The organism is Sphingobium sp. AP49 (genome assembly GCF_000281715.2).
GTDB lineage: Bacteria > Pseudomonadota > Alphaproteobacteria > Sphingomonadales > Sphingomonadaceae > Sphingobium.
In genome coordinates this window covers 2,524,690-2,548,421 of sequence record NZ_CP124576.1, presented here as the reverse complement: position 1 = coordinate 2,548,421, position 23,732 = coordinate 2,524,690, and the positions used below count along the sequence as shown (strand labels likewise).

Sequence of the window (23,732 nt, the reverse complement as noted above, 5' to 3'; positions counted from 1 at the left end):
CATCCACCGCTGGAGCGATAGAAATAAAAATGCACACCGGGATAATAATGACAGGTGTGGGCCGAAGAGCCGACACATTGTGTCCAGGGAGAGGAAAGACCAATGTCCAAGCACAAGATTTTTGCGTCGTCGCTGGCGATCGGCGCCAGCATCGTTGCCCTGACGGGCAGCGCCCTGGCGCAGGATGCTGCGGCGCCCGCGCCGGCGCCGGAACAGGCTGCCGAACAGGGCACTGGCGCGCCAGTCAGCACATCCGACATCGTCGTGACCGGTTCGCGCATCGTGCGCGACGGCTATACCGCGCCGACGCCCGTGACGGTCGCCACGACCGAGGAACTGTCGAAGACGACGCCGTCCAGCATACCCGATGCGCTTAACAAGCTGCCGCAATTTTCCAACTCGCTGAGCCCGTCCAAGTCGGCGTCGAACTTTTCGAACGCGCCGATCCACGGCAATGTGCTCAATTTGCGCGGCCTGGGTACCCCCAGCGCCAACCCCAAGGGGCCGTTGCGCACCTTGATCCTGTTCGACGGCATGCGTGTGTCGCCGACCGAATATGTCGGCACCATCGATACCAACGTCCTGCCGCAGCTGCTGATGCAGCGGGTCGATGTGGTGACCGGCGGCGCCTCGGCCCAATGGGGCTCCGACGCGGTTGCCGGCGTCGTCAACTTCATCCTCGACAAGAAGTTCACCGGCATCAAGGGCGTCGCCCAGGCGGGGATCTCCGACGAGGGCGACAATGCCAACCAGCGCCTGGGCCTGGCCGTCGGCCAGGATTTCGCCGGCGGTCGCGGGCATTTCCTGCTGAGCGGTGAATATTCCAACAATGAAGGCATGCTGCGCAGCGATCGCGACTTTGCGACCAAGGGCTATAGCTATGTCGGCAGCGTGGTCGGCTGTACCCGGCCTTCGACCGAGCCGGCGTCGGTCTGCGCTCCAGGCGGCGCGCGCAACCCCTATACGATCGGGTCGAACATCCTGATTTCGGCATTGGCGCCCAATGGCCGGATCACCGGATCGAGCGTCGCGGGCAATCCCTATGTCGGCCAGGTCATCAACAATGACGGGACCACCCGGCCGTTCAACACCGGTACCGCGGTCGGCACCACCGGCTTCCAGTCGGGCGGCGATGGCTATCAGATTCCGAACACCGGTTCGGCGATCACCCCGCTGACCACCTATCAGGCCTTCGGTCGGCTCAGCTATGATGTGACCGACGACATCAACGCCTTCGTCCAGGGCAGCTGGTCGCGGGCGGACCTGGAATATTCGACCCAGGTCAATGCGCTGGTGCCGCCGTCGCAGGCGGTGACCATCTACAAGGGCAACCCCTATCTTTCCTCCGCCCTCAATTCCGCGCTGACCTCCGCCACCGACAGCTATACGGTCGGTCAATATAATGCCGGCCAGCCCGCACCGGTGGCAAAGGAACGTACCGACTATTGGATGATCAACGCCGGTCTGACCGGCAAGCTGGCCTCGCTCAACTGGAGCGCAAGCTATTCGCACGGCGATTCCAAGCACACCATGGCCAATTCGGGCCTGTATGACAGCAAGAAGCTCTATGCCGCATCCGACGCGGTGGTGGACCCCAGCACCGGCCAGATCACCTGTCGCGTGCTGCTCGATCCGACCTATGCCAGCCAATATGCCGGTTGCAAACCGATCGACGTCCTCCATGGCGACCCATCCAAATCGACCCCCGAAGGCTATGCCTATGCCACCGGCACATCGCGCTATGAGGCGACGATCCGCCAGGATGCGTTTGCGGTGAACCTGAGCGGCAGCCTGTTCGATCTGCCGGCGGGGCCGGTCGATTTTGCGGTCGGCGCTGAATATCGCAAGCAGAAGCTCAATCTCTCCAGCAATGCCGATCCCTCGCTGCTCGATACGACGGCCGAGCGGTCTGCCTATTTTGCCGGGCTGCGCGGCGTTCCTGCGACCACCAATTTCTACTGGCTGACCAATGTCGGCACTGCCCATGGCAGCCTGAACGTCAAGGAAATCTATGGCGAACTGGCGGTGCCGATCCTCAAGGACAAGCCCTTCTTCCGCGAACTGAGCATCAACGGCGCCGGGCGCGTGACCGATTATTCGACCTCGGGCACGGTGGAAACCTGGAAGGTCGGCGGCACCTGGAAGCCGGTTGATGACCTGATGCTGCGCGCCACCCTGTCGCGCGACATCCGCGCGCCCAATCTGTTCGAGCTCTATGCCGGTGCGCAGAGCGGCATCGGCATCGTCAACGATCTGCAGACGGCCGACGGCAGCTATGGCAGCGGCCTCAACCAGAATGTCAACACGGTCACCAGCGGCAACGCCAATCTGAAGCCGGAAAAGGCCAAGACGCTGACCCTGGGTGGCGTGCTGACCCCATCGTTCATGCCTGGTTTCTCGCTGTCGATCGACTATTACAAGATCAAGGTCACCGGCCTGATCGACAGCCTGTCGTCGCAGCAGATCATCACCAACTGCTATAATGCCGGGGGATCGGGCGCTGCCGAATGCAGCCTGATCGATCGCACGACGCCGACCAGCCTGCCCTCGCTGGTCCATATCGTCCCCGCCAACATCGCCTTCCTGAAGACGGCGGGCATCGATTTCGATGCGAGCTACCGCACTTCGGTCGGCAATGGTGCGTTGGGCGTGCGCCTCTATATGAACTATCTCGATAAGTTTGATGCGCAGCAATATGATGGCGCGCCGATCGCCCATTATGCCGGCGTCAGCGTGGTCGGCAGCAATCCGGCGGGCTTCCCGCGCTGGCGCGGCAACCTGTCGATCGACTATAGCAACGGTCCGTTCGGCATCACCATTGCGGAACAATATATCGACAAGATGCGGCTGGATATTCCTGGCGGCCCGGCGCCGATCGCCTTTGTCGACAACAAGGTGGATCCGGTCTGGTACACCGATCTGGCGTTGCGCTTCACCGTGCCCAAGGGCAACGGCAATTTCGAGATGTTCGCTAACGTGAACAATCTGTTCGACAAGAAGCCGCCGATCATTCCCGGTACCGTCCCGGGCGTGAACCTGCCGACCAACATAGCGGTCTATGACTTCATCGGCCGCGCGTTTACCGCAGGGGTGCGCTTCCGCTTCTGAGCCGCACAGGTTCGAAATTGCAGGGAAGAGGGCGGATGCGCATGGCGTGTCCGCCCTTTTTGCCATTTTCCCGCGTCCATATGTGCCCGCGCAGCGGCAGGCCGCGTTGCATAAAGCGGGCTCGCCGCGTTATGCTGCATCGCGTCAACAGGTGGCTGGTTCCACTGACGCGGCACTGGCCATGACCGCTGGATGCTTCGACCAATGCAGGGCGACAAGCAATGATGCACCCGGGATTCCGGGGGCGTATTGCTGTGTCCGATATTTGTCGAAGCGCCGGTGGATAGCGGCCGAGGCCGGAAAATATTGCACTTTGGACAAGGAGATTTGTCATGCGGATCGTGATGACCGGATCGGGCTATGTCGGTTTGGTATCGGGAGCGTGCCTCGCGGATTTCGGCCACGAAATCGTCTGCGTCGACAAGGATGAAAGCAAGATTGCCAAGCTCCGGGAGGGCGGTGTTCCCATCTATGAGCCTGGCCTTGGCGATCTGATTGCGCGCAATGTGAAGGCGGAGCGACTGACCTTCACCACGGATCTTGCCGGCGCGGTGGCGGATGCGGACGTCGTGTTCATTGCAGTCGGCACGCCGGCCCGGCGTGGGGACGGGCATGCCGATCTGAGCTATGTCTATGACGCGGCGCGGGAGATCGCGAAGTCGCTGCGAGGCTTTACCGTGGTGGTCACCAAGTCGACCGTGCCGGTCGGCACCGGCGACGAGGTCGAGCGGATCATTCGCGAAACCAACCCCGATGCCCAATTCGCGGTGGCGTCGAACCCGGAATTCCTGCGGGAAGGGGCGGCGATCCAGGATTTCAAGCGGCCCGATCGCATTGTCGTCGGGATCGAGGATGAACGAGCGCGGCCGGTGATGGAAGAAGTATATCGCCCACTCTACCTGAACCAGGCGCCGATCCAGTTCACCGGCCGGCGTACGAGCGAACTGATCAAATATGCCGCCAACGCCTTCCTGGCGATGAAGATCACCTATATCAACGAAATGGCCGAACTGTGCGAGCGGGTCGGTGCCGATGTGCAGCAGGTGGCACGCGGTATTGGGTTGGATAACCGTATTGGTTCAAAATTCCTGCATGCGGGGCCTGGCTATGGCGGTTCCTGTTTCCCCAAGGATACGCTGGCGCTGGTCAAGACGGCCGAAGATGCCGGGGCACCGATCCGGCTGATCGAGACAACGGTCGCGGTCAATGAAAGCCGCAAGCGGGCGATGGCGCGCAAGGTGATTGCGGTGTGCAATGGGTCGGTGCGTGGCAAGACGATCGCCGTGCTGGGGCTGACCTTCAAACCCAATACCGATGATATGCGCGATGCGCCGTCGCTATCGATCATCCAGGCGTTGCAGGATGCCGGAGCGCAGGTGCGTGCCTATGATCCCGAGGGCATGGAGGCAGCGCAGCCGCTGCTGCGTGAGGTGGCCTTTGCACGGGATCCCTACAGCGCGGCGCAGGGGGCTGCGGCGGTGGTTCTGGTCACCGAATGGGATGCCTTGCGCGCCCTTGACCTTACCCGCCTTCGTGGCGTGATGGCAGGCAATGGCCTGGTCGACCTGCGCAACATCTACCGTCCAGAAGTCGCTGAGGCCGCTGGCTTTATCTATGACAGCGTTGGCCGGGGCATGCCGCCCCAGCCTGAAATCCTGGTTGAAGCCGCCGAGTAAAAGTTCCACGGCCCGTCGCAAAAATGGCGGATTTGCGACGGGTCGAGCTTGCCTGGAAGCTTTTGTTAACCCCCATGGGGGACCCTTGGGTCTCACAAAATCGGGGGTTGCACTATGGTCAGCAGGACAGCTGGCTCCATGCTTGGAGCCGGCGCACTCATCACATCTATCTTCGTCGCGAGCGCGGCAACTTTATTATCCGGAGGAACCACCAGCAGTACGGTGCTGTCGACCACGGCGGACAGCGACAGCGGAACCGTCACCATCGGCGCGACGGCAAGCACAAGCGTCACGGCATCGGTCGCCAGCAGCACGACCAACAGCTTTGCCGATTTCGACTTTGCCAATGGCACGAAACTGCCGGCCAAGGCTACATTGTGGATCGGCAATGCGACTTACAAGCCCGGCAGCAGCACCGCCTATGTTCCGGTCTATCTGGATCGCGATACGCCCAATACGGTGATTGCGCGCATCACTACCGTCAATGGCACCGGGACGTTGAAGGCGCTGTCGGGCACTAACTATAAAACCGTCGATACCGTCGTCATCTTCCGTCCGGGCGATCCGCTGACCCAGACGGTCGAGGTGCCGGTCATGACCGCGACAGAAGGGCAGCAATTCACCGTCAAGCTGCGTGAGGCGCCCTGGGGCGCGCTGCAGGGCCAGTCGACCGCAACGGTGACGGCCAAGGCCTATATCGATGCGACGGCCAAGGCGACCGGTACCTTCCGCGAGGGGCGGACGTTCACGCCATCGGGGACGCTGCAGTTCGAGTTGCTCAAGGATACACACAAGCGGTCGGTCGATGGCGGCTGGGACCGGTGGGCGACCACCCTGTCGCATGGCCGCGCCCAGACGGCGAATGGCGAAACCGGCCTCTATGTCGATACCGCCACCTATCCCGGGATCGAAGGGCCGGTATATTGGAGCGACAAGGGGCTGGTCCTGCACAGCCAGCTGCTCAAGACGCCGATCAGCTATCAGGGCACCAGCTATAATTATGGCGCGTCCGTCCTGGACGGGCGCAACTTCCTGGCGAGCCAGATCGGTTATGGACAATATGAATGGGATGCGAAAATGCCCAGCCGGCGGGGATCATGGCCCGCCTTCTGGCTGATTTCGACCAGCGGCTGGCCGCCGGAAATCGATATCTATGAGGGCTTTGGCTATCAGAGCTATTGGGATTTCGATCGCCATATCTCGTCCACCATCCATGTCGGCGCGAACAGCACGCGCTATGACCAGCGCGGGGCCGTGATCCAGGCGGAACAGGCCTATGGCTTGTCCGGATTCTCGCAGGGATTTCATAAGTTCGCCGTGGATATCCAGCGTGACTATATCACCTGGTTCGTCGATGGTCAGGAGACCTACCAGTCGGTCAACCCGTTCAAGGGCTTCCGTTTCTACCCGATCATGAACGTGGCGGTGAAGACGACCGGTGCCTATGCCGACGGCAGCGGCGACATGACGATCCGCAGCTTCAAGGTCTATTCCGCGCCGTAAAAGGCGCGGCTGCCGCCGCCCGCCAGGGCATAGAGGCGGCCCCAGCATTTGATCCACTGCCCGGCGATGTCGACCCGTCGCGCGCCGGGCAGCAACAGGGCAAGAAGGCCTGCGGTGCGCATCGCGAACACCGCCAGCGTCCGGCCGAACAGGGCGAGGGTGCCGATGATGCCGGGCCGGTGCTTGCGGCGGGTCAGCGTCTCGGTGAAGCCGATCCGCCACATGCGGGACAGCACCCAGCCGAGGCGCACCCGTTCCGGCGGGACCCATTCGCTGACCCGGGCGTCGGCGGCCCAGCCGAAGCGGGCGCCCGCGTCGCGCAGCCGCGTAAGATAATCCAGATCCTCGCCGCCGCTGCGATTGAAACGCGGGTCGAACCAGGGGGCGGGCAGCAATGCCAACGCCGCACGGGTCAGCAGCAGATTATTGCTGGCCCACAGCATGCTGGTCGGTCCCGAAGGCCGATCCTCCGCCTGGAAGACCAGGGCGCTACGTGCCCAGCGGGGAGGCGGGCGCATGAAATGGGCGTCGACCGGGCCGCCGATCACATCGGCACCGCTTGCTTCCCGACAGGCCAGCAGCGCGTCGAGCCAGCCGGGCTGCGGCCATTCATCATCATCGATCATCGCCAGATAGTGCATCGCCGGATCGGCCAATGCGGTGGCGATGATCGCGTTGCGGACCGAGCAAAGGCCAGGCTCCGGAACATGCAGGATGCGGATGGGCAGCGGATAATGGGGATCATCCTGCATTTCGTGCGCGACGGCCGCCCCTTCCTGGCCGACGGGATCATTGTCGGCCACCAGCAACCTGACATCGTCATGGGGAATGATGGCGGCCAGGGTCTCGAGCAGATGGCGCAACTGGGCCGGCCGACGGAAGGTCGGGATCGCGATCCAGATGGTCGGGACGGGCGGCATCAGGCGGGGGCCTTGACCGCGGCGGGGCGGGCACGCCCGCCGCGCTGCAGCCATTTGATGACCTTGTGGCCGGGCACTTCGATCAGCCGATAGCTGGCCCAGCAGAGCAGCCAGGTCGCGACCAGCATCGCGGCGATGAAGACCCAGTCATGGCCGACAAAGCCGTGGCGATGGGCGATGCCCATGACACGGGCCATGATGTCGCGCACCAGCGGATGCCACAGATAGATGGAATAGCTGATGAGGCCCAGATGATAGCTGACCGGATTGGCCATTACCGCGCGGGCGGCGGCGCCATCATAATAGCAGGTCAGCACCAGTGCCGGCATCAGGCAGACGACCAGCACATCGGCCGCGCGGGGCAGCATCAAGGTGACAGCGATGATGACACATGTGGCGGCAAACCGAGCGGGGCCATCCAGCAGGGCGCGGGTCAGCGCCATGTCGCGGATGCGATAGGTGAGGACGCCCAGCGCAAAACCGGCCAGGCAGCGCAGCAGGGTGAGCACCGTGTCATAATCGTTGACATCCAGCGGTCCGCTGGCCCCGCGCCCGGAACTGGCGACGAGGATCAGGATGCCGACGCACAGCGCCAGTTGCGCCCAGCCCCAGCGGGAAAAGGCCATGATCGCGATCAGCGGGTAGAGGAGATAAGCGGCGACCTCGGTGCTGACCGACCAGCTGTTGCCGGCGATCGGCTGGGTGCCCCAACCCCAGCTCTGGATCATCAGCAGGTTGGTGAGGATATTGGGCAGGTCGAGCGGGATCGCCTGTGTCCCCGACACATTGACCAGGATGCGGGCCATGAACACCAGCGTGACGATCAGGTGCAGCGGCCAGACGCGGGCGGTGCGGTTGATCAGGAAGTCCATGTAACTGGACCGCCCCAGATTGTGCATCAGCCGGTCATAATAGCCGTAGGAAATGACGAAGCCGCTGAGAATGAAGAACAGATCGACCGCCAGATAGGCGCGCGAGAAAAGCGGGATCGCAAAGGCCGCAAAAGCCGGCGCGTGCGGGATATGATAGAGCAGGACCGAGACGGCGGCGATGCCGCGCAGGCCCGTGAGCGAGGAAATTCTCATGCGACATGTCTCCCTGCCGGCGGTGCAGCGTCGAAGGCGGCGGCGATGGCGTCCCATAGCGGCTTGCGGCGCAGGGAGCCGTCCAGCGGCAATCCGCGCGACAACTGGCCGTCGGGCCATTTATAATCCTTGTAGTTGGACAGCCAGGAATAGCGGTCCGACAGGCCCCAGCAGAGCACGGCCTGCATCGCCGGATTGTCCAGCGCGACATCGATGAAGGCACGGCCGACACTGGCAACTTCGCTGTCACGCTTGGCCGGGTTGGGCGGCCCGCCAATGTCGGCAATGTCGAATTCGGTGATTTCCAGCTTCACGCCATAGCCGCGCAACTGGTCGAGGAAATCGGCGAAACGGCGCTCGTTGAACCCTTCCTTATAGGGTTTGAGATGACCCTGGATGCCGATCGCGTCGATCGGCACGTCGCGGGCCTTCAGCCGGTCGAGCAGCTTCAGCATCGCGGTCCGGCGGCGCTCGCAGCGCGGCGAGTCATGTTCGATGCCATAATCGGTGAGGAACAGGGTCGCCTTCGGATCGGTCTCGCGCGCGGTGTGGAAGGCCGTGTCGATATAATGTTCGCCCAGCGCCTGCATCCACATGCTGTCGGCGCGCATGCCGTCGGCACGACCGTCATTGGGTTCCAGCGCCTCGTTCACCACATCCCATTCCTGGATGCGGCCGGCATAGCGGGGCATGGCGGTGGTGATGTAGCTGGTCATCAATGTCTGGCGCTGGCGGTCGCTGGCGGCCTGGAGCGCGGGCTCCAGCCAGGGCGGCTGGGCCGCATACCAGACCAGCGCATGGCCGCGCGCGCGCATGTCATGCTTTTGCGCGAAGTCGATGATCTGGTCCGCGCCGCTGAAATCGTAGCGGCCCGGCTTCGGCTCGGTCGTGCCGCGTTTCAGCTCATATTCCTGGACCAGGATATTGCATTCGCGCGCGACGGCCTGGGTAAAGCCGGCGTCTTCCCGCAGCTGGCGCGACTTGACCGCTGCACCGAAATAACGCCCCTTGGCGCGGGCATGGGTGGCCAGGCCCGCCGGCATCGCGGCAGCGCCTATGGGCACCGACAGGGAGGCCGCCATGCCGGCGGCTCCGCACAGGAAGTCGCGGCGGTTCAAAGGCGTGGCCTCCCACCCACCAGCTGGGTCATGTCGATCCAGCGATCCGACAGACGGCGATAGACGGGATCGGGCAGGATGATCTGCATCAGGACGGTGGCGGCGAGACGCGGCCCGAACGCGCCGCGCAGCAGCGCGACGGCATAATAGCGCATTGCCTGGACCCGGCTGGTCGGCCAGATGCCCTTGGCCGCGTGCCAGCCCATATAGGCGGAAAAGGCGCGCGGCGAAATATGGGGGCGCAGATCGCGCAGCCAGCCGAGGCTGCCGACGCTGCCGCGCACATGGGACAGGCGATGTTCCGCATCCCGGTCGGCCCATATGGTGCCGGGCTGTGCGGTCATGCGGAACTGCCCCCCGGCCAGTGCCAGTCGGACGGCAAAGTCTGTGTCGTCGCCGAAGCGGACATCCTCACGATAGCGGACCTGGTCGGCCAGCGTGCGGCTGAGTGCCAGACTGCTGGTCTGGATGAAGCCCCGGTCGCACATCAGATAGCGGTCGATTGCCTCCCCGCTGGCGATCGCCCGTGGCGGCTTGAGGAAATTGCGGCCCTGGCCGCGGTCGACCAGAACCTGGCCATAGGCCACCACCGCCTCGCCCTGCTGCAGCAGCGGCAACAGATCGGCCAGATGATGGGGCAGGAAGCGGTCGTCGCAATCGAGGAAGGCGATATAGCGGCCATGGGCATGGTCGATGCCGGTGTTGCGTGCCGCCGATGCGCCGCGATTGGGCTGAACGATGACCTGCAGGCGCGGATCGGGGATCGCGGCCAGCGCCTGTTCCGTACCATCCGTGGAGCCATCGACGACGACGATCACCTCGATCAGCGCGATGCTCTGGTCGAGCGCGGACAGGACGGCCTCCACCACCTTATCCCGCCGTTGATAGGTCGGGATGATGACCGAGAAGAGCGGCTGCGCTGCCTGTTTCTGCAGCACCGACGGGGGTTGCCAGGCCGACATCACGATCGGGCGCTGCTGCGGCTGAGTGCATCGGCCTTGCCAAAGCGCAGGACGAAGCCGTTGACCAGAGAGCGATACGCCCCCTTGGGCATGTAGGAACGCAAGACCTGACGCGCGATAACCCGGGGAGGGACGCCACCGGCGGCGAGGCCGATGACCAGATCCTTGATGGCCGCGACGGGCCGGATCGGGGCCATATGATAGGCAAGGACGGTCGCACGATAGCCGCGCCGCGCCCGGCCGGTCAGCATATGGCCGCAGCGATCGAGCCAGTCGAGCGAGGTTTCATAGCCCCGAACATAAGAGGTCCGGCCAACTTCGGTGGCGTCGAGCCAGATGGTCAGCGCCCGGTCGATCATCCGAAAGCGGGCGCCCGCGCCCTGGAGGCGGACGCAGAAATCGAGATCCTGCCCCTTTTTGAGCGCCGGATCGAACAAGACCTGCTGCGCCATGGCGGTCGGCACCACCATCGTCGACGTCTGCATGAACTGGTTGGCACAGAATAGATATTCGCCGACATCCTCGTCCTCGCGAATGCCGCGATCGGGACGGATCCAGTAACGGTCGACCCCACGGTCCACCTTCATCCGCGAGTAGAGGACGGTTCGTCCACCATCGCCGGCCAGCGCCTCCGCCATGATCGACAATTTGCCCGGCAGGAACAGGTCGTCGGAATCGAGGAAGGCGATGTAGCGGCCCTGCGCCGCCAGAATGCCACGGTTGCGGGCCGCGCCGCCGCCGGCATTGTCCTGGCGGATATAGCGCAGGCGCGGATCGCCGATTGCTTCGATGACCGGTGCCGGATTGTCATGCGATCCGTCATCGACCACGACGATCTCGAAATCGGTCCAGTCCTGGGCGAGGACCGAACGGATCGTTTCGGTGACGACATCGACCCGGTTATAGAGCGGGATCACGACGGAAAAGAAGGGGGCTTGGGTCATGCGCCGTGGACCTTTCGATATTCTTCATAATGATAGCCTGTAAGGCCGGCGATTTTTCCGGCTGCGCGGTAAAGCTTGCCGAGGCGCTCCACCCGCTTGCCGCGATCCAGGGTGGCGAAGGGGCCGATTGCACCGACCGCGAAGCCGGCAAGGATTCGCGGCGTTTCCGCCAGGGCAGCGCCGAGCCGTCCCCTGTGCGTGCGCAGCACCATCATGTCGGTCATGCCGACGCGGTAGCCGCGCATCAGCAGCCATTTTGCGGTCACCCGGCTGGCAGGGATCAATTCGGTCACCAGAGCCTCCTCCGACCAGGCGAAGCGAAAGCCGGCGCGTTGCATCCGGGTGAAGAGCTGCTTGTCCGACCCTCCGGTCAACGCCATCCGCTCGTCGAACGGACGGCGGCCGATACGACGCAGGGCATCGGCGCCGATCAGGACGTTGGCGGTGCTGTCGATCAGCGTGACCGGACCGGATTTGTCCCGGCGCTTGGGCTGGAGCAGGGGGTGGCGTTCGGCCCATGGCGCGACCTGGCTGTCCATTTCCCGCAGCACCGCGCCACCGACGACGTCGGCATTCCAGCGATCGGCCGCGGCGACCAGCGCATCGATCCAGCCCGGGCAGGCGGCCTCGTCATCATCCATCATCGCCACATGGGTGATGCCGGGGCGCGCCAGCGCGGCTTCCACCAGCGCGTTGCGAACAAGGGGAATGCCGCGTTCGCGCACCAGCAGGGCTTCGATCGGCCAGCGATAGCCTGCGCTGGCGAGACCCTCGACCACGGCGAGGCCCTGCTGACGCTCGGCATCATTGTCCGCGACGAGGATGTCGACGCGATGACGGGTTTCGAGCGCGGCGAGGGATGCGAGCGTGCGGGTCAGCCCCTGGGGGCGATTGCACGTCGCGATACAGATGACGACATTAGCCATGTTGAGCCTCCGGTCGGGAAAGATAGCGACGACGCCAGGCCGGACGGGGGCGGGCCTTGTAGGTCGCATGCGCGGCGGCGATGGCCGCCAGGAAGATCACCCAGACCTGCCGATCCTTGTCGAAGAACGAGGTTTCCAGCAGATTCTGGTAGAGGACGAACACCCAGATCGCGAAGCAGGGGACCATCAGCGCCCGGTTTTCCGGCGTCGCCCCGGTCAGGAACCAGATGGCGGGCAGCAGCAGGAAGGAAATGACCAGCAGGATCAATCCGATGGGGCCAGTGGTCACCAGGATTTCCAGATAACCATTATGCGAATGGGCGGTCAGCGTCTGGAAGGCCTGGTTGAGATAGTCGAGCGACGGGCTGCGTGCGCCGACCTGCCAGAAGCCGCCAAAGCCGGCGCCGAGGAACGGATGATCCTTGAGATAGGCAAGGTCGACTTCCCAGATGGAGACGCGGCCGGTGAACGAGGTCGGATCGGCGAAGAGCCGTTCCACCACCGGCTGGAAGGCGACATAGAGCCACAGCACGCCGACCATGCCGAGCGCGACCATGATGAGCAGGATGGCCCGCTTTTGCGTTGAATCGCTCAGTGCCCGGTAGATGGCGCAGACGCCCAGGATCGCGAAGGACAGGGCCAGTGACGTCTTGCTCTTGGTCCCGATCACGAAGACGAAAGCCATCACCGAGAAGAGCGCATAATACCAGCGCTTGGTATCGATCCAGGCATTGGTCACGACCATGAACGTCAGTGCCATGACCGCGCCCGCAATATTCTTGTGAAAGAAGAAACCGCGCCAGGCGCCGATCAGTGCCTTGTCGCTTTCGGTCGGCGGATGCACCGCGGCCGGGGTCAAAGGCAGCGAAATCCAGCAGATGATGAGCGAGAGGATCAGTGCATAGCGCAGGGATTGCAGCAGCCGTTCCGGTCCGATCAGGGTAAGCGCGCTGAAGGTGATATAGATCACGATCAACTGCTGCATGGCGCGTTTGAACGAGACGAACGGATCGACGCCCCAGCTACAGGTGATGAAGAACCATGCGAGCATGATCGCCAGCGGCCAGAGGGTGAAGCGGTAGCGTGGCGGGTATCTGCGGATGAGCTGCACGCCGGTCAGCAGCAGGGCGAAGCCGATGAACAATGTCTGCTTGAAGAAATCCGACCCGTCATTGTCCTGCGCCATCGCCACCAGCTCTTCCTGGTTGCGCGAAGCGAAGGGCTGCTGGCCGATGAACACCAGCATCAGGAAGACGAAGTAGAAAATCTGGGCGGTCAGGACCAGTCGTGCGCTTTCGAGGCGCGATGGGCTGATCGCAGGGCTGTTGGGGTGTTGAAGGCTGCGTTGCCAGGCCGCGCTTGCCATGGGTCAGCCCTCCATCCGCTGCTGCCGGCGCCAGCGCCGGTCGAGCTGCCAGATGCCCAGCATCATCACCAGTTGGGACACGACCACGCCCGCGATCGAAAAGACCGGCGCGACCGTCAGCGTCAGCAGCGTCACCGCGCCAATGCCGACACCGCAACTGCGCAGGCTTTGCGCCGCGAGCGGGCGGAAGGCGCGGCGAGCCTGGGTCATGACGCTCATCGGGGTCTGGATGCACTGGACCAGCGACAGCATGGCGCACAAGGCGACGGCGGTGATGACCAGGTGATGGTCGAGCGTGGGCTTGAGGATGAGGCCGGGGAAGAAATAGAGCGCGATCGCCGCCACACCGCAGGTCGCCAGCCACAGGAAGAGCAGCGCCCCCATGAAGATGCGTTCCGACTGGATCGCCGCGCCATGATCGCCGCGCGCGACGGCGCGGGTCATCCGTGGTCGCTCCAGTTGGGTGAGGGCGGTGATGCAGACATTGACCGGGCGGAAGAAGAGCATGCCGACCGCGATCGGGGCGAAGGCGGTCGGGCCGGCAAGCAGGGTGACGGCATAGCTGTGCGCGTTGGACGTCGCTTCGGTCGAAAGGACGCCGACCAAGGTCCAGGCCGACTGGTCGCGCCAGACCGGCCGGTAGGCGCGCAACGCGGATACCGGCCCCATCGCGAAATGGCGGCGCAGATAGGGGCTGCCAAAGGGGAGCAGGCCGGCCAGGCTGGCGCCGACCAGGATCAGGCCGATGCCGGCCAGATCCGCGCCGGTCCGCATCGCGATCAGGAGGCCAATCAGGATGGTGGCGGCATAGGCAATGTCCGACCGGGCCGCCTGCATCGGCGCATGATGGGCATAGGCGTTGGAGCGGCCGAACCAGCGGACCAGCGACAGGGTGCCGGCGAGGCCGAACACCAGCGCTGCCTGCGGCGAGGCAGTGGCCCAGGCGATGACGGCGCAGACCAGGCCCTGGCTGGCGGACAGCAGCAGGTTCACCGGGAAGAAGAAGCCGTGCGCCGTGCGGTCGACTTCCTCATCCTGATTGACGAGGATGGTATAGGGGGTCGACACCAGCGCGTTGGACAGGCTGTAGCCGAACTGGATGATGACCAGCAGGAAGGCGAGGGTGCCGATCCCGGCGGCACCCAGATGATGGATCGAGAAAAGCTGCACCAGCAAATGGCTGACCGAGACGATCGCCGAGGAAAAACTGGCGAGGCCAAAGCGGCCAAATATTGTGCCCAGACGCTGGGTGCGACCATTGGCCGCCGGCGCCTCAGCCATGGCGATGCTTCCAGATCAGCCAGAGTGCATGAGGATTGGTGGTGATGTAGCGCCAGGCCAGTTCCCGGGGGCGCGTTGCCATGCGGTGGAGCCATTCCAGGCCCGATCGCTGCATCCACATCGGCGCGCGCGGATAATCCCCGGTGATATAGTTGAACAGGCCGCCGCAGGTGACGATCCACCCGGCCTTGATGCGATCGCGGTTGCGCACGCAGAAGGCCTGCTCGCGTGGTTTGCCGGTACCGACCCACAGGACATCGGGCGCGGCCGCGTTGATCGCGTCGATCACCACATCTTCTTCCTCCGGTCGCCAGAAGCCGTTGCGACGGCCGGCAATCTGGATGCCGGGCGCCATGTCGGTGCATTTGCGGGCGCAGGCCGCATTCACCGCCTCTTCGCCGCCCAGCAGATAATAGCTGGTCCCGGCCTTGGCTGCGGGGGCCAGACTGTCGATGAACATATCCGTCGTACTCGATCGGTCGGCGATCGGCGGCTGGCGGAACCAGCGCGATGCGGCGACGACGATCTGGCCATCGGCATGGATCAAATCTGCCGCTGCCAGATCGGCCCGAAATGCAGGGTCTGTCGCGTTCATCGACAGGCCCTGACCGTTGCAATCAAATACCAGCAGGGGGGGCTGATCGAGCATGCGCCGCAGCGGTGCCTCGGCCAGCATCCGGTCGATCAGCGCGCGCAGCGAATAGGTCGACACCGGGATGCCGCCGACATGGGCAATCTCGGCATGGTCCGGTCGATCGATGGGCGCGCGCGGGGGCTGATGGGGGATGGCCTGCTCCAGGCTCATGCGATCACCGTGCCCGCGATGGCGACGCCATGGCGATCCAGATCGTCGATCACCCGACGCATGTCGGCGATCGCGGTCTCGCCCCGTCGGGCGACGATGGTGACGGCATCGAACCCCGCCAGAATGCTGCCGAATGGCGTTTGTTCACCCCGGCGCTGCGCCAGATAGAAAAGCATCGACGTGTCGTGCAGGCCCCAGCCACCGGCGGTTTCCGCCAGCGGTCCCTTGGCAATCAGGCTCGACGCGCTGCCTGACGCGCGGCCCGCCGTCATCAGCCACAGCCCATCCACTGCCGTACGCGCGGCCGGCAGCAGGGCCGCGCTGCCGAGCAGTTGTTCGGCCAGGCCGGCCTTGTTGGCGATGCGGAACAGGCGATCGAGCGAGGGCCGGTCGATATCGACGTCGATGACCATGGTCTGCCCGTCCATCTGCGCCATGACCACGGCCAGGTTGGCGGCGAGGATGGCGGCCTCGTCACCGGCGTCAATCGACAGGATGGCAAGCCGCAGCGCCGATGCGTCCGCATCCTTGGCGACGGCGCGCATCTTGGCGCGCACCGCCCGTATCTTCGCGGCATAGGCATGGGCAGGATCGAAGGCGGCCACCACCAGCGGGTCGACACGCTGGTCCCCGGCCGCCAGCAGCGGGAAGCCGCCCTGCATCGCGATGATCAGGCCGGTGGTTTCCGGATCGAGCAGGCCAAGGTCGGTCGCCGCCTGCTGGAAGGACAGGCCGGCGGCATGGCCATGGGCCTCGATCCGGGCGATATCGGCCTCGGCAAGGAAGCCATGGTCGACCGCCAGGCGGGCGAAGTCCTTTGCCTCGCGACCACGCGGCTTGAGACCAGCGGACGGGTTGGCGGTCAGATGGGGGTGGGCGCTAGCCGTGGAACGCAGTCTCATGCGGCCTCCTGTCGCTTGAAGAACAAGCCGGTGCGCGTGGGCGCCGGCATCAACTCGGTGATGACATCAACCTCGGTCGCGCGGGTCACGCCGGCGGCGGAGCGAACGCGGGGACGGGCGATTTCCGCGACGACGACCGCCGCGATTCCCCCGACCAGGCCAAGGGCGATCCCGCCCACAAGCCAGAGCAGCAGATTGGGCTTGGCCGGCAGCAGCGGCACCGACGCCTCGTCCAGCAGGCTGGCGTTGGGCTGGGATATCTGGCTCTTGAGTGCGGCCTCGTTGAAGCGCTGGCGGACCGTATCATAGGTCTGGCGCGCGGCATCGACGTCGCGCTGCATGACCATCAGTTGGTCCTGCACGTCCGACATGCGGATCATCCGGTCTTCCTGCGATGCCATGTTGGACTTGAGGTCGCCTTCGCGCCGGCTGGCGGCGACGCTGTTGGCCGCGACCGCGCCGGCCTGGCTGCCACGGGCAGCGGCAAGTTTCGACTGTAGTTCGGAAAGTTGGGCGCTGGCGGCTGCCATCGAGGGATGATTGGGACCAAGGGTCTTGCCCAGTTCCTGGACGCGCGCAGCCTGGGTCGCGACCTGTTCCTGCAAATTCTGGACGATCAGCGATCCTTCGATATCGGATACCGAGCCGGCACCTGCCTTGGACCGCGCAGCGGCGGCCTCCGCCTGGGCCTGGGTCAGCTGATAGGACATGTTCTTGAGCTTCTCGGCTTCAAGATCCATGCGATTGATGCCGATGATATCATGGGCGCGCTGGAAGTCGGACAGGCGCTTCTGCGCGATTTCGTAGCGCCGACGCACGTCGGCGGTCTGTTCGTTGAACCATTTGGCCGAGGTGCGCGCGGGCGAGGCGCGCAGCTCCACCTGTTCGCGCATGTAGATCTGCGCGGCAAGGTTGGCGACGCGGGCCGCGACGGCCGGATCGGGATCGAGGAACTGCAGCTGCAGCACATTGCTCTGCCGTCCGGTGTTGATCAGCAGGCCGGCGCGGACGCGGGCGGCCGCGGTCTGCAACCGGGCATCTTCCGGCATATCCTTGGGCAGGGCGTCGACGAAACCGGCTTCGCGGGCGATCGCGTTGACGACCTTGGCGCTGCGGATGATGTCGGTCTGTGTGCCGATGATGCTGTCCACATCCACCCGGGTCTGATCGGGTGTCGTGGCGGTCGGGTCGGTCTGCGACAGGTCCAGCATGAGCGAGGAGGTCGCGAGATATTGGCGGGGCTGAATGAAGGCGACAATCGCAATCAAAAGGAACAGCCCGCCGCCGATCATCGCGGCCGTGCGCCAGCGCGCCTTGACGGCGGCGGCGAGGTCCAGGGGGTTCATCGTCATAGTCCGTCCACTCCTCGCAGCATGGCGCGCATTTCTTCGGCAGGCGTGGCGACAGCGGCCCTGGGCGCGGGCTGTTTGGCCATCAGCAGCAGGAATTGCGGCGCCAGCGTATCTTCAAACATCCACAGCTCGCCGCCGGGCGTCGGCACCAGCGCGGGTTGCAGCCGGGCGAGCGCCTCGGTTGCTTCCGCCTCCATGGCGGGATGCTCGCCCAATATTTCACCCGCGACGCGCAGCAGCCGGTCGAGTGAAATGGCCGACATCTGGGATGCGACAACGCCGGCCAGGGCAATCATCCGCCGGCCCGATCCGGTTTCCCGCAGGGCACGGGTGAAGAGCGCATGGCTGGCCCCGCTCATTTCCGCCCAGTCCTCCAGCGCGGAAGCCAGCCCCTGATCGACATCGGCGGACGTCACCCGGTCGCGGCCCGCCGCTTCGGCGACCAGCGCGGCCTGCATCCCGAACAGCCGGGCATGATAGGGAGAGCCCATTGCGGCGCCCGCCAGCGCCTCCACCCCGTCGGCCGCCACCGACAATCCCGCCTTGTCGGCGCAACTGGCCAGCAGTCGTTCGAGTTCGGGGCGAGGAATGGGGCTGACCCGTTGTGGCGCGATATGGCGACGCAGCGAGGGGTGGGCGGCGATCAGCCCGTCGACGTCGCCGGCGATGCCGACCAGCACGACCTGGACCGGCGAATGAATGTCCGTCAGCAGCTTGAGCAGCGTGGCGACATCCTGCTTGGCCGTTTCCGACCGTACGCGATCATATTCGTCGAGGATCAGGATGGACCGCTGGCGCACCTCTTCGACCAGGAGGGAGGCGAGGCCGGCAACATCAAGCCGCCCTTCGGCAAGCTTGCGCGCCCGTTCCTGGCCGGTGCCGCTCATCGGCAATTCGGTGAGGAACGGCCGGAACAGCGCATCGAAATCGGCCTCGCCGCTGGCCGATCCATATAGGGCGACGCAACCGGCCTCGTCTGCAAGGTCACCGAATACGCGCGCCAGCGAGGTCTTGCCCGACCCGCGGGTGCCGAAGATGATGGCATGCTTGCGTTGCACGACGATCGCTTCGACCAGCTTTTCCAGTTCGCTGTTGCGGCCGGTCAGGCCGTGACGATCGGTGACCGGCATCGCCGTGCTGAAAGCGTTGTAGATGGAATCCCGACGCAGGCTGATCGGACGGATCGGTGCCGCCATGGCCCCCATCGCCAATGGACGCGGCGCCTCCATTTCAGTGGTGCCGGGGGCGGCGTGGAAGGATGGCGCCACCGGTTCCTCCAGCAGCAGCGGGGCACATTCGGGAATGACCCGCTGCTGTCGCGCGCCGCTGCCAGCCAGACGGCGTGGCAGCGACCAGAGCCAATCCATCGCACCGATCGGCCGGGGGGCGGCGAAATCATGGTCCATCGCGGTCAAAACAGCTTCTCCCGGATGATGAGGACGTCTTCAGGCTGGACCGGATCGTCGAGATTGGCCTCGACCTCCTTGCCGGCACGCTTCACCTTGATCTTGCGGGTCGATCCGGCGAGGGTCGGACCGCCGGCCAGGGCCAGCGCCTGGCGGAAGGTCTGGCCAGGCGCATAAGAAAAGGCGCCGGGCTGCTGTACCTGGCCATAGACATAGACCTTCTCGGCCGGGGGCACGAACAGAATGTCGCCCGATTGCAGGGGCCGGCCTGCGCCCGCGCTCATATCGGCCAGCGAAATCCGGACGGGGCCGCTGCCGTCGGCCGGGGTCAGGATGACGGCATTGGCGCCGGCGGTGGTCGATCCACCGGCCTTGGCCAGCATCGAGGCGACGGTATAGTTACGGTCGAGCGGATAATTGCCGGCTTGCGGCACATTGCCGAGCACCGTGACGGAGCGGCTGACAAAATCGCTCACTTCGACGCTGACCGACGGTTTGGTCAGATAGCCGCCGCCGGCATAGCCAGCGGCGATATCCTGCGCCAACTGGGTGGTCGTCTTGCCGCGGGCGGGAATGGGGCCGATCAGGGCGAGCAGGACGGTGCCGTCCGCCGTGATCCGGGTTTCCGTCGAAAGATCGGGCTGACCGAAGATCGAAATCTTCACCCGGTCATCGGGGCCTAGCAAATAGCCGGGCGCGACCGACGCGCGCGTCGGCGTGGCGGCCACGGCGGCGGCAGCCGTCCCGGCCGGGGTAGGACCAGTCGCCGTTTGCGCGCTCAGCATGGCTGGCATCGCCAGCAGCGGCAACAGGACTATATGATGGAAGCGTGGTTCTGTTCTCACGGTGCAAGCTCCCTTTGAATCAAAAGCGAAGAAGGGCGGATAGCGTCACCTGGGTGCCGCTATAGTCGGAGATGTCGGTGTCGGTGCGGCGGACATAATGTTGCGCATCGAGCGTCAGATCGAAGCGATCGGTCAGCTTGCGCTTGAGCGTCGCGCCAAAGCGGCGGTTGCGGTCGGCGGTGATCGAATAGTCGCGCAAGGCCGCGTCCTGCCGGAACTTGCGACGTTCCCAGTCGGCATAGAGGCCGGCCGAGGTCAGTTCGCTGATGGCGAACTCGCCCTCGATCCGATAGTCGGACCGGATCGCGAAGCCGCTGGCGATCAGACTGTCATTGACGATATCGCGCGAAGTGCTGGCGGTCAGCTTGAGCCTGGGGATCGCGCTGGTGGACAGGCGGACATTCCACCCCGGGCCGTTATAATCGCCGACCGCTGCGGAATCGCTGCTCACGTCTAGCCATTGCAGGTCGGCATCGATCTGGGTGAGGGGGGAGACCGATCGCTGAAAGCGCAGACCATAGGCGTTGATCCGGTTCTTGATGCCCAGGGTGAAACGGTCGCTGACCGTCCGCTCATAATAGGTTGTGAGCGTACCGAGGCTGGGCTTGTTATAGCCCAGGCCGACCTTGAAACTGTCGCTGTCCTGATCGGCATAGTCGAAGTCATTGTCGTTGCGCGTGGTGTCATGCTGATAGCCGGCGACCGGGAAAAAGCCCGGTCGTTCGCACGACAGATCTGCCCCAAGCGTCGAGAAGCGCTGCAGATTTTCGGTCGCGGCATTGATGTCGCCATAATCGGCGCGCTGTTGGCGATAGGCCGCGCGGGGCGTTACCGAACAGGTGGCGCCGAAGCGGATGACCGCCTTTGCCTCGGTGTCGAGCCGCAACTTGCTGCGCTGGGTTTCGGAGACGAACTGGTCATAGCCTGCCTTCGCCCGCAACTGGATGTCGTGGCGGCCGATAGGATGGGCATAGGTAGCCTCGATCGAGGGCGTGACGATCAGGTCGGCGGTCGGATCATCGACCCGGTCGTCGACCCGATAGACATTGTCATCATAGAGGAGATCGAGCCCCGCCGTCAGATGCAGGCCGAGCGTATCTACACGCTTGTCGTCATCCTGAGCATGCGCCGTCGATGCCGCGCCCGAGACGAGGATCGCGCCGCCCAGGGCAGCGAGGACCGCAGCATGCGGCCAGGAAAAATCATTTGCTGCGGGCGCACAGCGGCGCGCCCGCAAACACGGGGTAAGGGCAATATCCAAACGCATGAATCCTTATTGCATTGCAGCAACAAGGGGCATGCTAAAGGTATTTCTACATAATGCACACGGGGGCGGACGCGACTTGTCGCGCCAAAACAACGGCTCGTTTCATCGATGAAAGAAGCGATTAACGGCCAATCATGGCTGTTAATCTGAGGGCAAGGAAACTTGCCCCGATCAGATGATCAGATAGGCGATCGCGAACACCGCAGCGCAAAAGGCAAGGATGCCGGACCAGCGCGAAACGACGTGAATCGGCCCCTCCGCGCGTTCCGCGAGGGAACGGGGACGAGCCGATTCGGACAATTCGCCGACCATGCCGGTCGCGTCGGAAAAGGAAGTTTTAACAACGGCAACCGCCGCAAAATCGTCTGCCACGCCCGTAAGTCCTGCGCTGATTTATGAACGGGCGTTAATATCCGATTTTAGGGTTCACAAATAGTTTCCAAGCACGGCCACTTCCGCTCGTTTCGTCGCAAATGGGCCGTTATGGTGCAGGAAATCCTCAATCGAGGTGAAGCGCGTGGCGCGAAGGTCAATATGCGTTGCGGTGAACCAATACGTTGACCGTACCGATCAGGATGCCGATGTCGCGCATCAGGCTCCAGCCGTGCAGATATTCCAGATCTGCCTCCACCCGGTTCAGAATGTCCCGGCGGGTTTCGGTGGCGCCGCGGAAACCGCGGATCTGGGCTAGGCCGGTGATGCCCGGCTTGAGCGCATGGCGATGCCAATATTGCCGGTCGACCTGCCAGAACAGCTGGTCCTCTGCCGTCGACCCGAGGGCATGGGGGCGCGGGCCGACCAGGCTCATTTCGCCCAGAAGGACATTGATGAGCTGCGGCAGTTCATCGATGCTGGTGCTGCGAATGAAGCGACCGACCCGGGTGATGCGGTCATCGTCCCGGCGGGTCGATGCGGCCCCGGCGGAATCGCATTGCTCGACCCGCATGCTGCGGAATTTGAGGATATGGAACAGCCGGTTTCCGCGGCCGATCCGTTCCTGGCGGAAGAAGATGGGGCCAGGCGAGTCAAGGCGGATGGCGATCGCGATCGCGATCATCAGCGGCGCCAGCGCAATCAGCACGGGCACGGTGAGGAGAATGTCGAGCAACCGCTTCTTCGCGCGGTTGGCAAGGTTGAGCGGGCCACGTGCGACCACCAGCGTGGATTGGCCACGACAGCTCTGCACCGCCAGCGGAGCCATGGGATCGAGTTCGGGTACGATGATCTCGCCCAGGATATTCCCGCCCTTGAGCATTTGTGCCCAATCCGCCTTGCGGTCGAGCGGGCAGGAGATCACGACGCGGTCGAAATCGCGCAGCAGCATCCCCAGCCGATGCAGCATATAGGGATCATCAAGGTCGGCACGCAGCCCGGTCGCCTGGGCATCGACAATCACCATGCCACTGACATCGGCCGGGATCGTCGCTTCGTCCACGATCAGCAAATGGGCGAACAGTCCCTCGGCGAAATTGCGCCGCACGGCACGAACGATCAGGACGCGCTGGACCACCAGCAACATGCCGCTGCAGAGCAGGCCGGCGCTGATGCCGAAGCGCGACAGGTTGCCCGTCGCCTTCAGGGAAAAGACGACCAGCAGAAAGATCAGCAATGTGCCGGCAAAGGCCATTCCCGCACTGCGGCATGACATCGCCATGCCCGTGAGGCAGCGCGGATTATAGGCCTGGTTGTGGAAGGCGATGGTCGCATAGACCAATATGCCCCCGCTGAGGGGCTGCCAGAATTCCATCGACACGATCGGGACGCCCGCGGCACGCAAGCCGATCCCGAAGCCCGCAGCAAGTGCGATCATGTCGGCGAGCAGCAGAACCAGGCAAAGCCACAGCCGCGCATTCCGCTGGAAGGCGGGAGTAGCGGGCTGGCGACTGGGGGTTCCTTCAATCGCCAGATCAATTTTCGACATCGGCAACCCTTTTTTTGCGTCGTGACGTCCCTGGCTCGCCGTCCGCCCGTATGACGAAGACGATGGTTCCCCAGGACATCCGCTGCCTTTGATTTATGTTGCAGAGCAGCAGGACATAATTGCTGGTCAGTGACAATCAGGGGAGGGATATCCGGACGCGCATTTCCGACGATCCGTTGCGCGGTCCTTTTTCGTCGCACAGCTTGTTCGTTCCATCGCACCGGCCGATTGCGGCGGCCCCTTCACCGCTCCGTTCAGCCGGTGATGATCGTGGCTCGAATCAAAGGACTCAGCGCCAGAACAACCACCCGATCGCGACAAGTCCGGCGACCAGCGCGACAGGGC

The 23,732-nt window shown here is 64.2% G+C and carries 19 protein-coding genes; 3 read left to right on the top strand and 16 right to left on the bottom strand.

Going from position 1 to position 23,732, the window contains the following annotated elements:
* The first annotated feature begins 102 nt into the window (after window positions 1-102).
* The 3 genes from PMI04_RS12225 (at window position 103) to PMI04_RS12215 (ending at window position 6,287) form a co-directional block, all read left to right on the top strand.
* On the top strand, window positions 103-3,108 hold the full coding sequence (locus tag PMI04_RS12225; protein ID WP_007707168.1) for a TonB-dependent receptor: 3,006 nt from the start codon (window positions 103-105) through the stop codon (window positions 3,106-3,108).
* A 332-nt stretch (window positions 3,109-3,440) separates the two neighbouring features.
* Window positions 3,441-4,784, top strand: a complete 1,344-nt coding sequence (locus PMI04_RS12220) for a UDP-glucose/GDP-mannose dehydrogenase family protein (protein ID WP_007707166.1) — start codon at window positions 3,441-3,443, stop codon at window positions 4,782-4,784.
* A gap of 222 nt (window positions 4,785-5,006) precedes the next feature.
* On the top strand, window positions 5,007-6,287 hold the full coding sequence (locus PMI04_RS12215; protein WP_238535886.1) for a glycoside hydrolase family 16 protein: 1,281 nt from the start codon (window positions 5,007-5,009) through the stop codon (window positions 6,285-6,287).
* Here the strand turns inward: PMI04_RS12215 and PMI04_RS12210 are convergent.
* The 16 genes from PMI04_RS12210 to PMI04_RS12135 all read right to left on the bottom strand — a co-directional run bounded on the left by PMI04_RS12210 (window position 6,272) and on the right by PMI04_RS12135 (window position 23,387).
* Window positions 6,272-7,207, bottom strand: coding sequence for a glycosyltransferase (locus PMI04_RS12210; protein ID WP_007707162.1), 936 nt, complete (start codon window positions 7,205-7,207; stop codon window positions 6,272-6,274). The two genes, PMI04_RS12215 and PMI04_RS12210, sit on opposite strands and share 16 nt — an antisense overlap.
* Window positions 7,207-8,292, bottom strand: a complete 1,086-nt coding sequence (locus tag PMI04_RS12205; RefSeq protein WP_007707160.1) for an acyltransferase — start codon at window positions 8,290-8,292, stop codon at window positions 7,207-7,209. The genes PMI04_RS12210 and PMI04_RS12205 overlap by 1 nt, the downstream gene beginning before the upstream one ends.
* Entirely contained in the window at window positions 8,289-9,410 is a 1,122-nt protein-coding gene (locus PMI04_RS12200; RefSeq protein ID WP_037485734.1) for an endo-1,4-beta-xylanase, read from the bottom strand. The genes PMI04_RS12205 and PMI04_RS12200 overlap by 4 nt, the downstream gene beginning before the upstream one ends.
* The gene (locus tag PMI04_RS12195; RefSeq protein WP_007707158.1) at window positions 9,407-10,372 is read right to left on the bottom strand and encodes a glycosyltransferase family 2 protein; all 966 of its coding nucleotides are present in this window, start codon (window positions 10,370-10,372) and stop codon (window positions 9,407-9,409) included. The genes PMI04_RS12200 and PMI04_RS12195 overlap by 4 nt, the downstream gene beginning before the upstream one ends.
* The gene (locus PMI04_RS12190) at window positions 10,372-11,316 is read right to left on the bottom strand and encodes a glycosyltransferase family 2 protein (RefSeq protein ID WP_007707155.1); all 945 of its coding nucleotides are present in this window, start codon (window positions 11,314-11,316) and stop codon (window positions 10,372-10,374) included. Before PMI04_RS12190 ends, PMI04_RS12195 begins: the two co-directional genes overlap by 1 nt.
* Window positions 11,313-12,242 carry a glycosyltransferase gene (locus PMI04_RS12185; RefSeq protein ID WP_007707149.1) on the bottom strand — a complete coding sequence of 310 codons (930 nt, stop codon included), beginning with the start codon at window positions 12,240-12,242 and terminating at the stop codon, window positions 11,313-11,315. The genes PMI04_RS12190 and PMI04_RS12185 overlap by 4 nt, the downstream gene beginning before the upstream one ends.
* Window positions 12,235-13,608, bottom strand: a complete 1,374-nt coding sequence (locus PMI04_RS12180) for an O-antigen ligase family protein (RefSeq protein WP_007707145.1) — start codon at window positions 13,606-13,608, stop codon at window positions 12,235-12,237. The genes PMI04_RS12185 and PMI04_RS12180 overlap by 8 nt, the downstream gene beginning before the upstream one ends.
* A gap of 3 nt (window positions 13,609-13,611) precedes the next feature.
* Window positions 13,612-14,889, bottom strand: a complete 1,278-nt coding sequence (locus PMI04_RS12175; RefSeq protein WP_007707141.1) for a hypothetical protein — start codon at window positions 14,887-14,889, stop codon at window positions 13,612-13,614.
* Window positions 14,882-15,694, bottom strand: coding sequence for a WecB/TagA/CpsF family glycosyltransferase (locus tag PMI04_RS12170; protein WP_007707138.1), 813 nt, complete (start codon window positions 15,692-15,694; stop codon window positions 14,882-14,884). Before PMI04_RS12170 ends, PMI04_RS12175 begins: the two co-directional genes overlap by 8 nt.
* On the bottom strand, window positions 15,691-16,596 hold the full coding sequence (locus tag PMI04_RS12165) for a hypothetical protein (protein WP_007707135.1): 906 nt from the start codon (window positions 16,594-16,596) through the stop codon (window positions 15,691-15,693). Before PMI04_RS12165 ends, PMI04_RS12170 begins: the two co-directional genes overlap by 4 nt.
* Complete coding sequence (locus tag PMI04_RS12160) at window positions 16,593-17,948, bottom strand: GumC family protein (protein WP_007707132.1); 1,356 nt, start codon at window positions 17,946-17,948, stop codon at window positions 16,593-16,595. Before PMI04_RS12160 ends, PMI04_RS12165 begins: the two co-directional genes overlap by 4 nt.
* Window positions 17,945-19,354: an ATP-binding protein gene (locus tag PMI04_RS12155; protein WP_037485730.1), complete on the bottom strand. Its 1,410-nt coding sequence runs from the start codon at window positions 19,352-19,354 to the stop codon at window positions 17,945-17,947. Before PMI04_RS12155 ends, PMI04_RS12160 begins: the two co-directional genes overlap by 4 nt.
* A 5-nt stretch (window positions 19,355-19,359) precedes the next feature.
* Entirely contained in the window at window positions 19,360-20,199 is an 840-nt protein-coding gene (locus PMI04_RS12150; RefSeq protein ID WP_007707116.1) for a polysaccharide biosynthesis/export family protein, read from the bottom strand.
* Between the two features lie 19 nt (window positions 20,200-20,218).
* A complete protein-coding gene (locus tag PMI04_RS12145; RefSeq protein WP_086014433.1) occupies window positions 20,219-21,466 on the bottom strand; it encodes a hypothetical protein in 1,248 nt (415 codons plus the stop codon).
* Between the two features lie 171 nt (window positions 21,467-21,637).
* Window positions 21,638-21,838 carry a hypothetical protein gene (locus tag PMI04_RS12140; protein ID WP_007707108.1) on the bottom strand — a complete coding sequence of 67 codons (201 nt, stop codon included), beginning with the start codon at window positions 21,836-21,838 and terminating at the stop codon, window positions 21,638-21,640.
* 157 nt (window positions 21,839-21,995) lie between these two features.
* Window positions 21,996-23,387 carry a sugar transferase gene (locus PMI04_RS12135; RefSeq protein ID WP_007707105.1) on the bottom strand — a complete coding sequence of 464 codons (1,392 nt, stop codon included), beginning with the start codon at window positions 23,385-23,387 and terminating at the stop codon, window positions 21,996-21,998.
* Window positions 23,388-23,732: the final 345 nt, after the last annotated feature.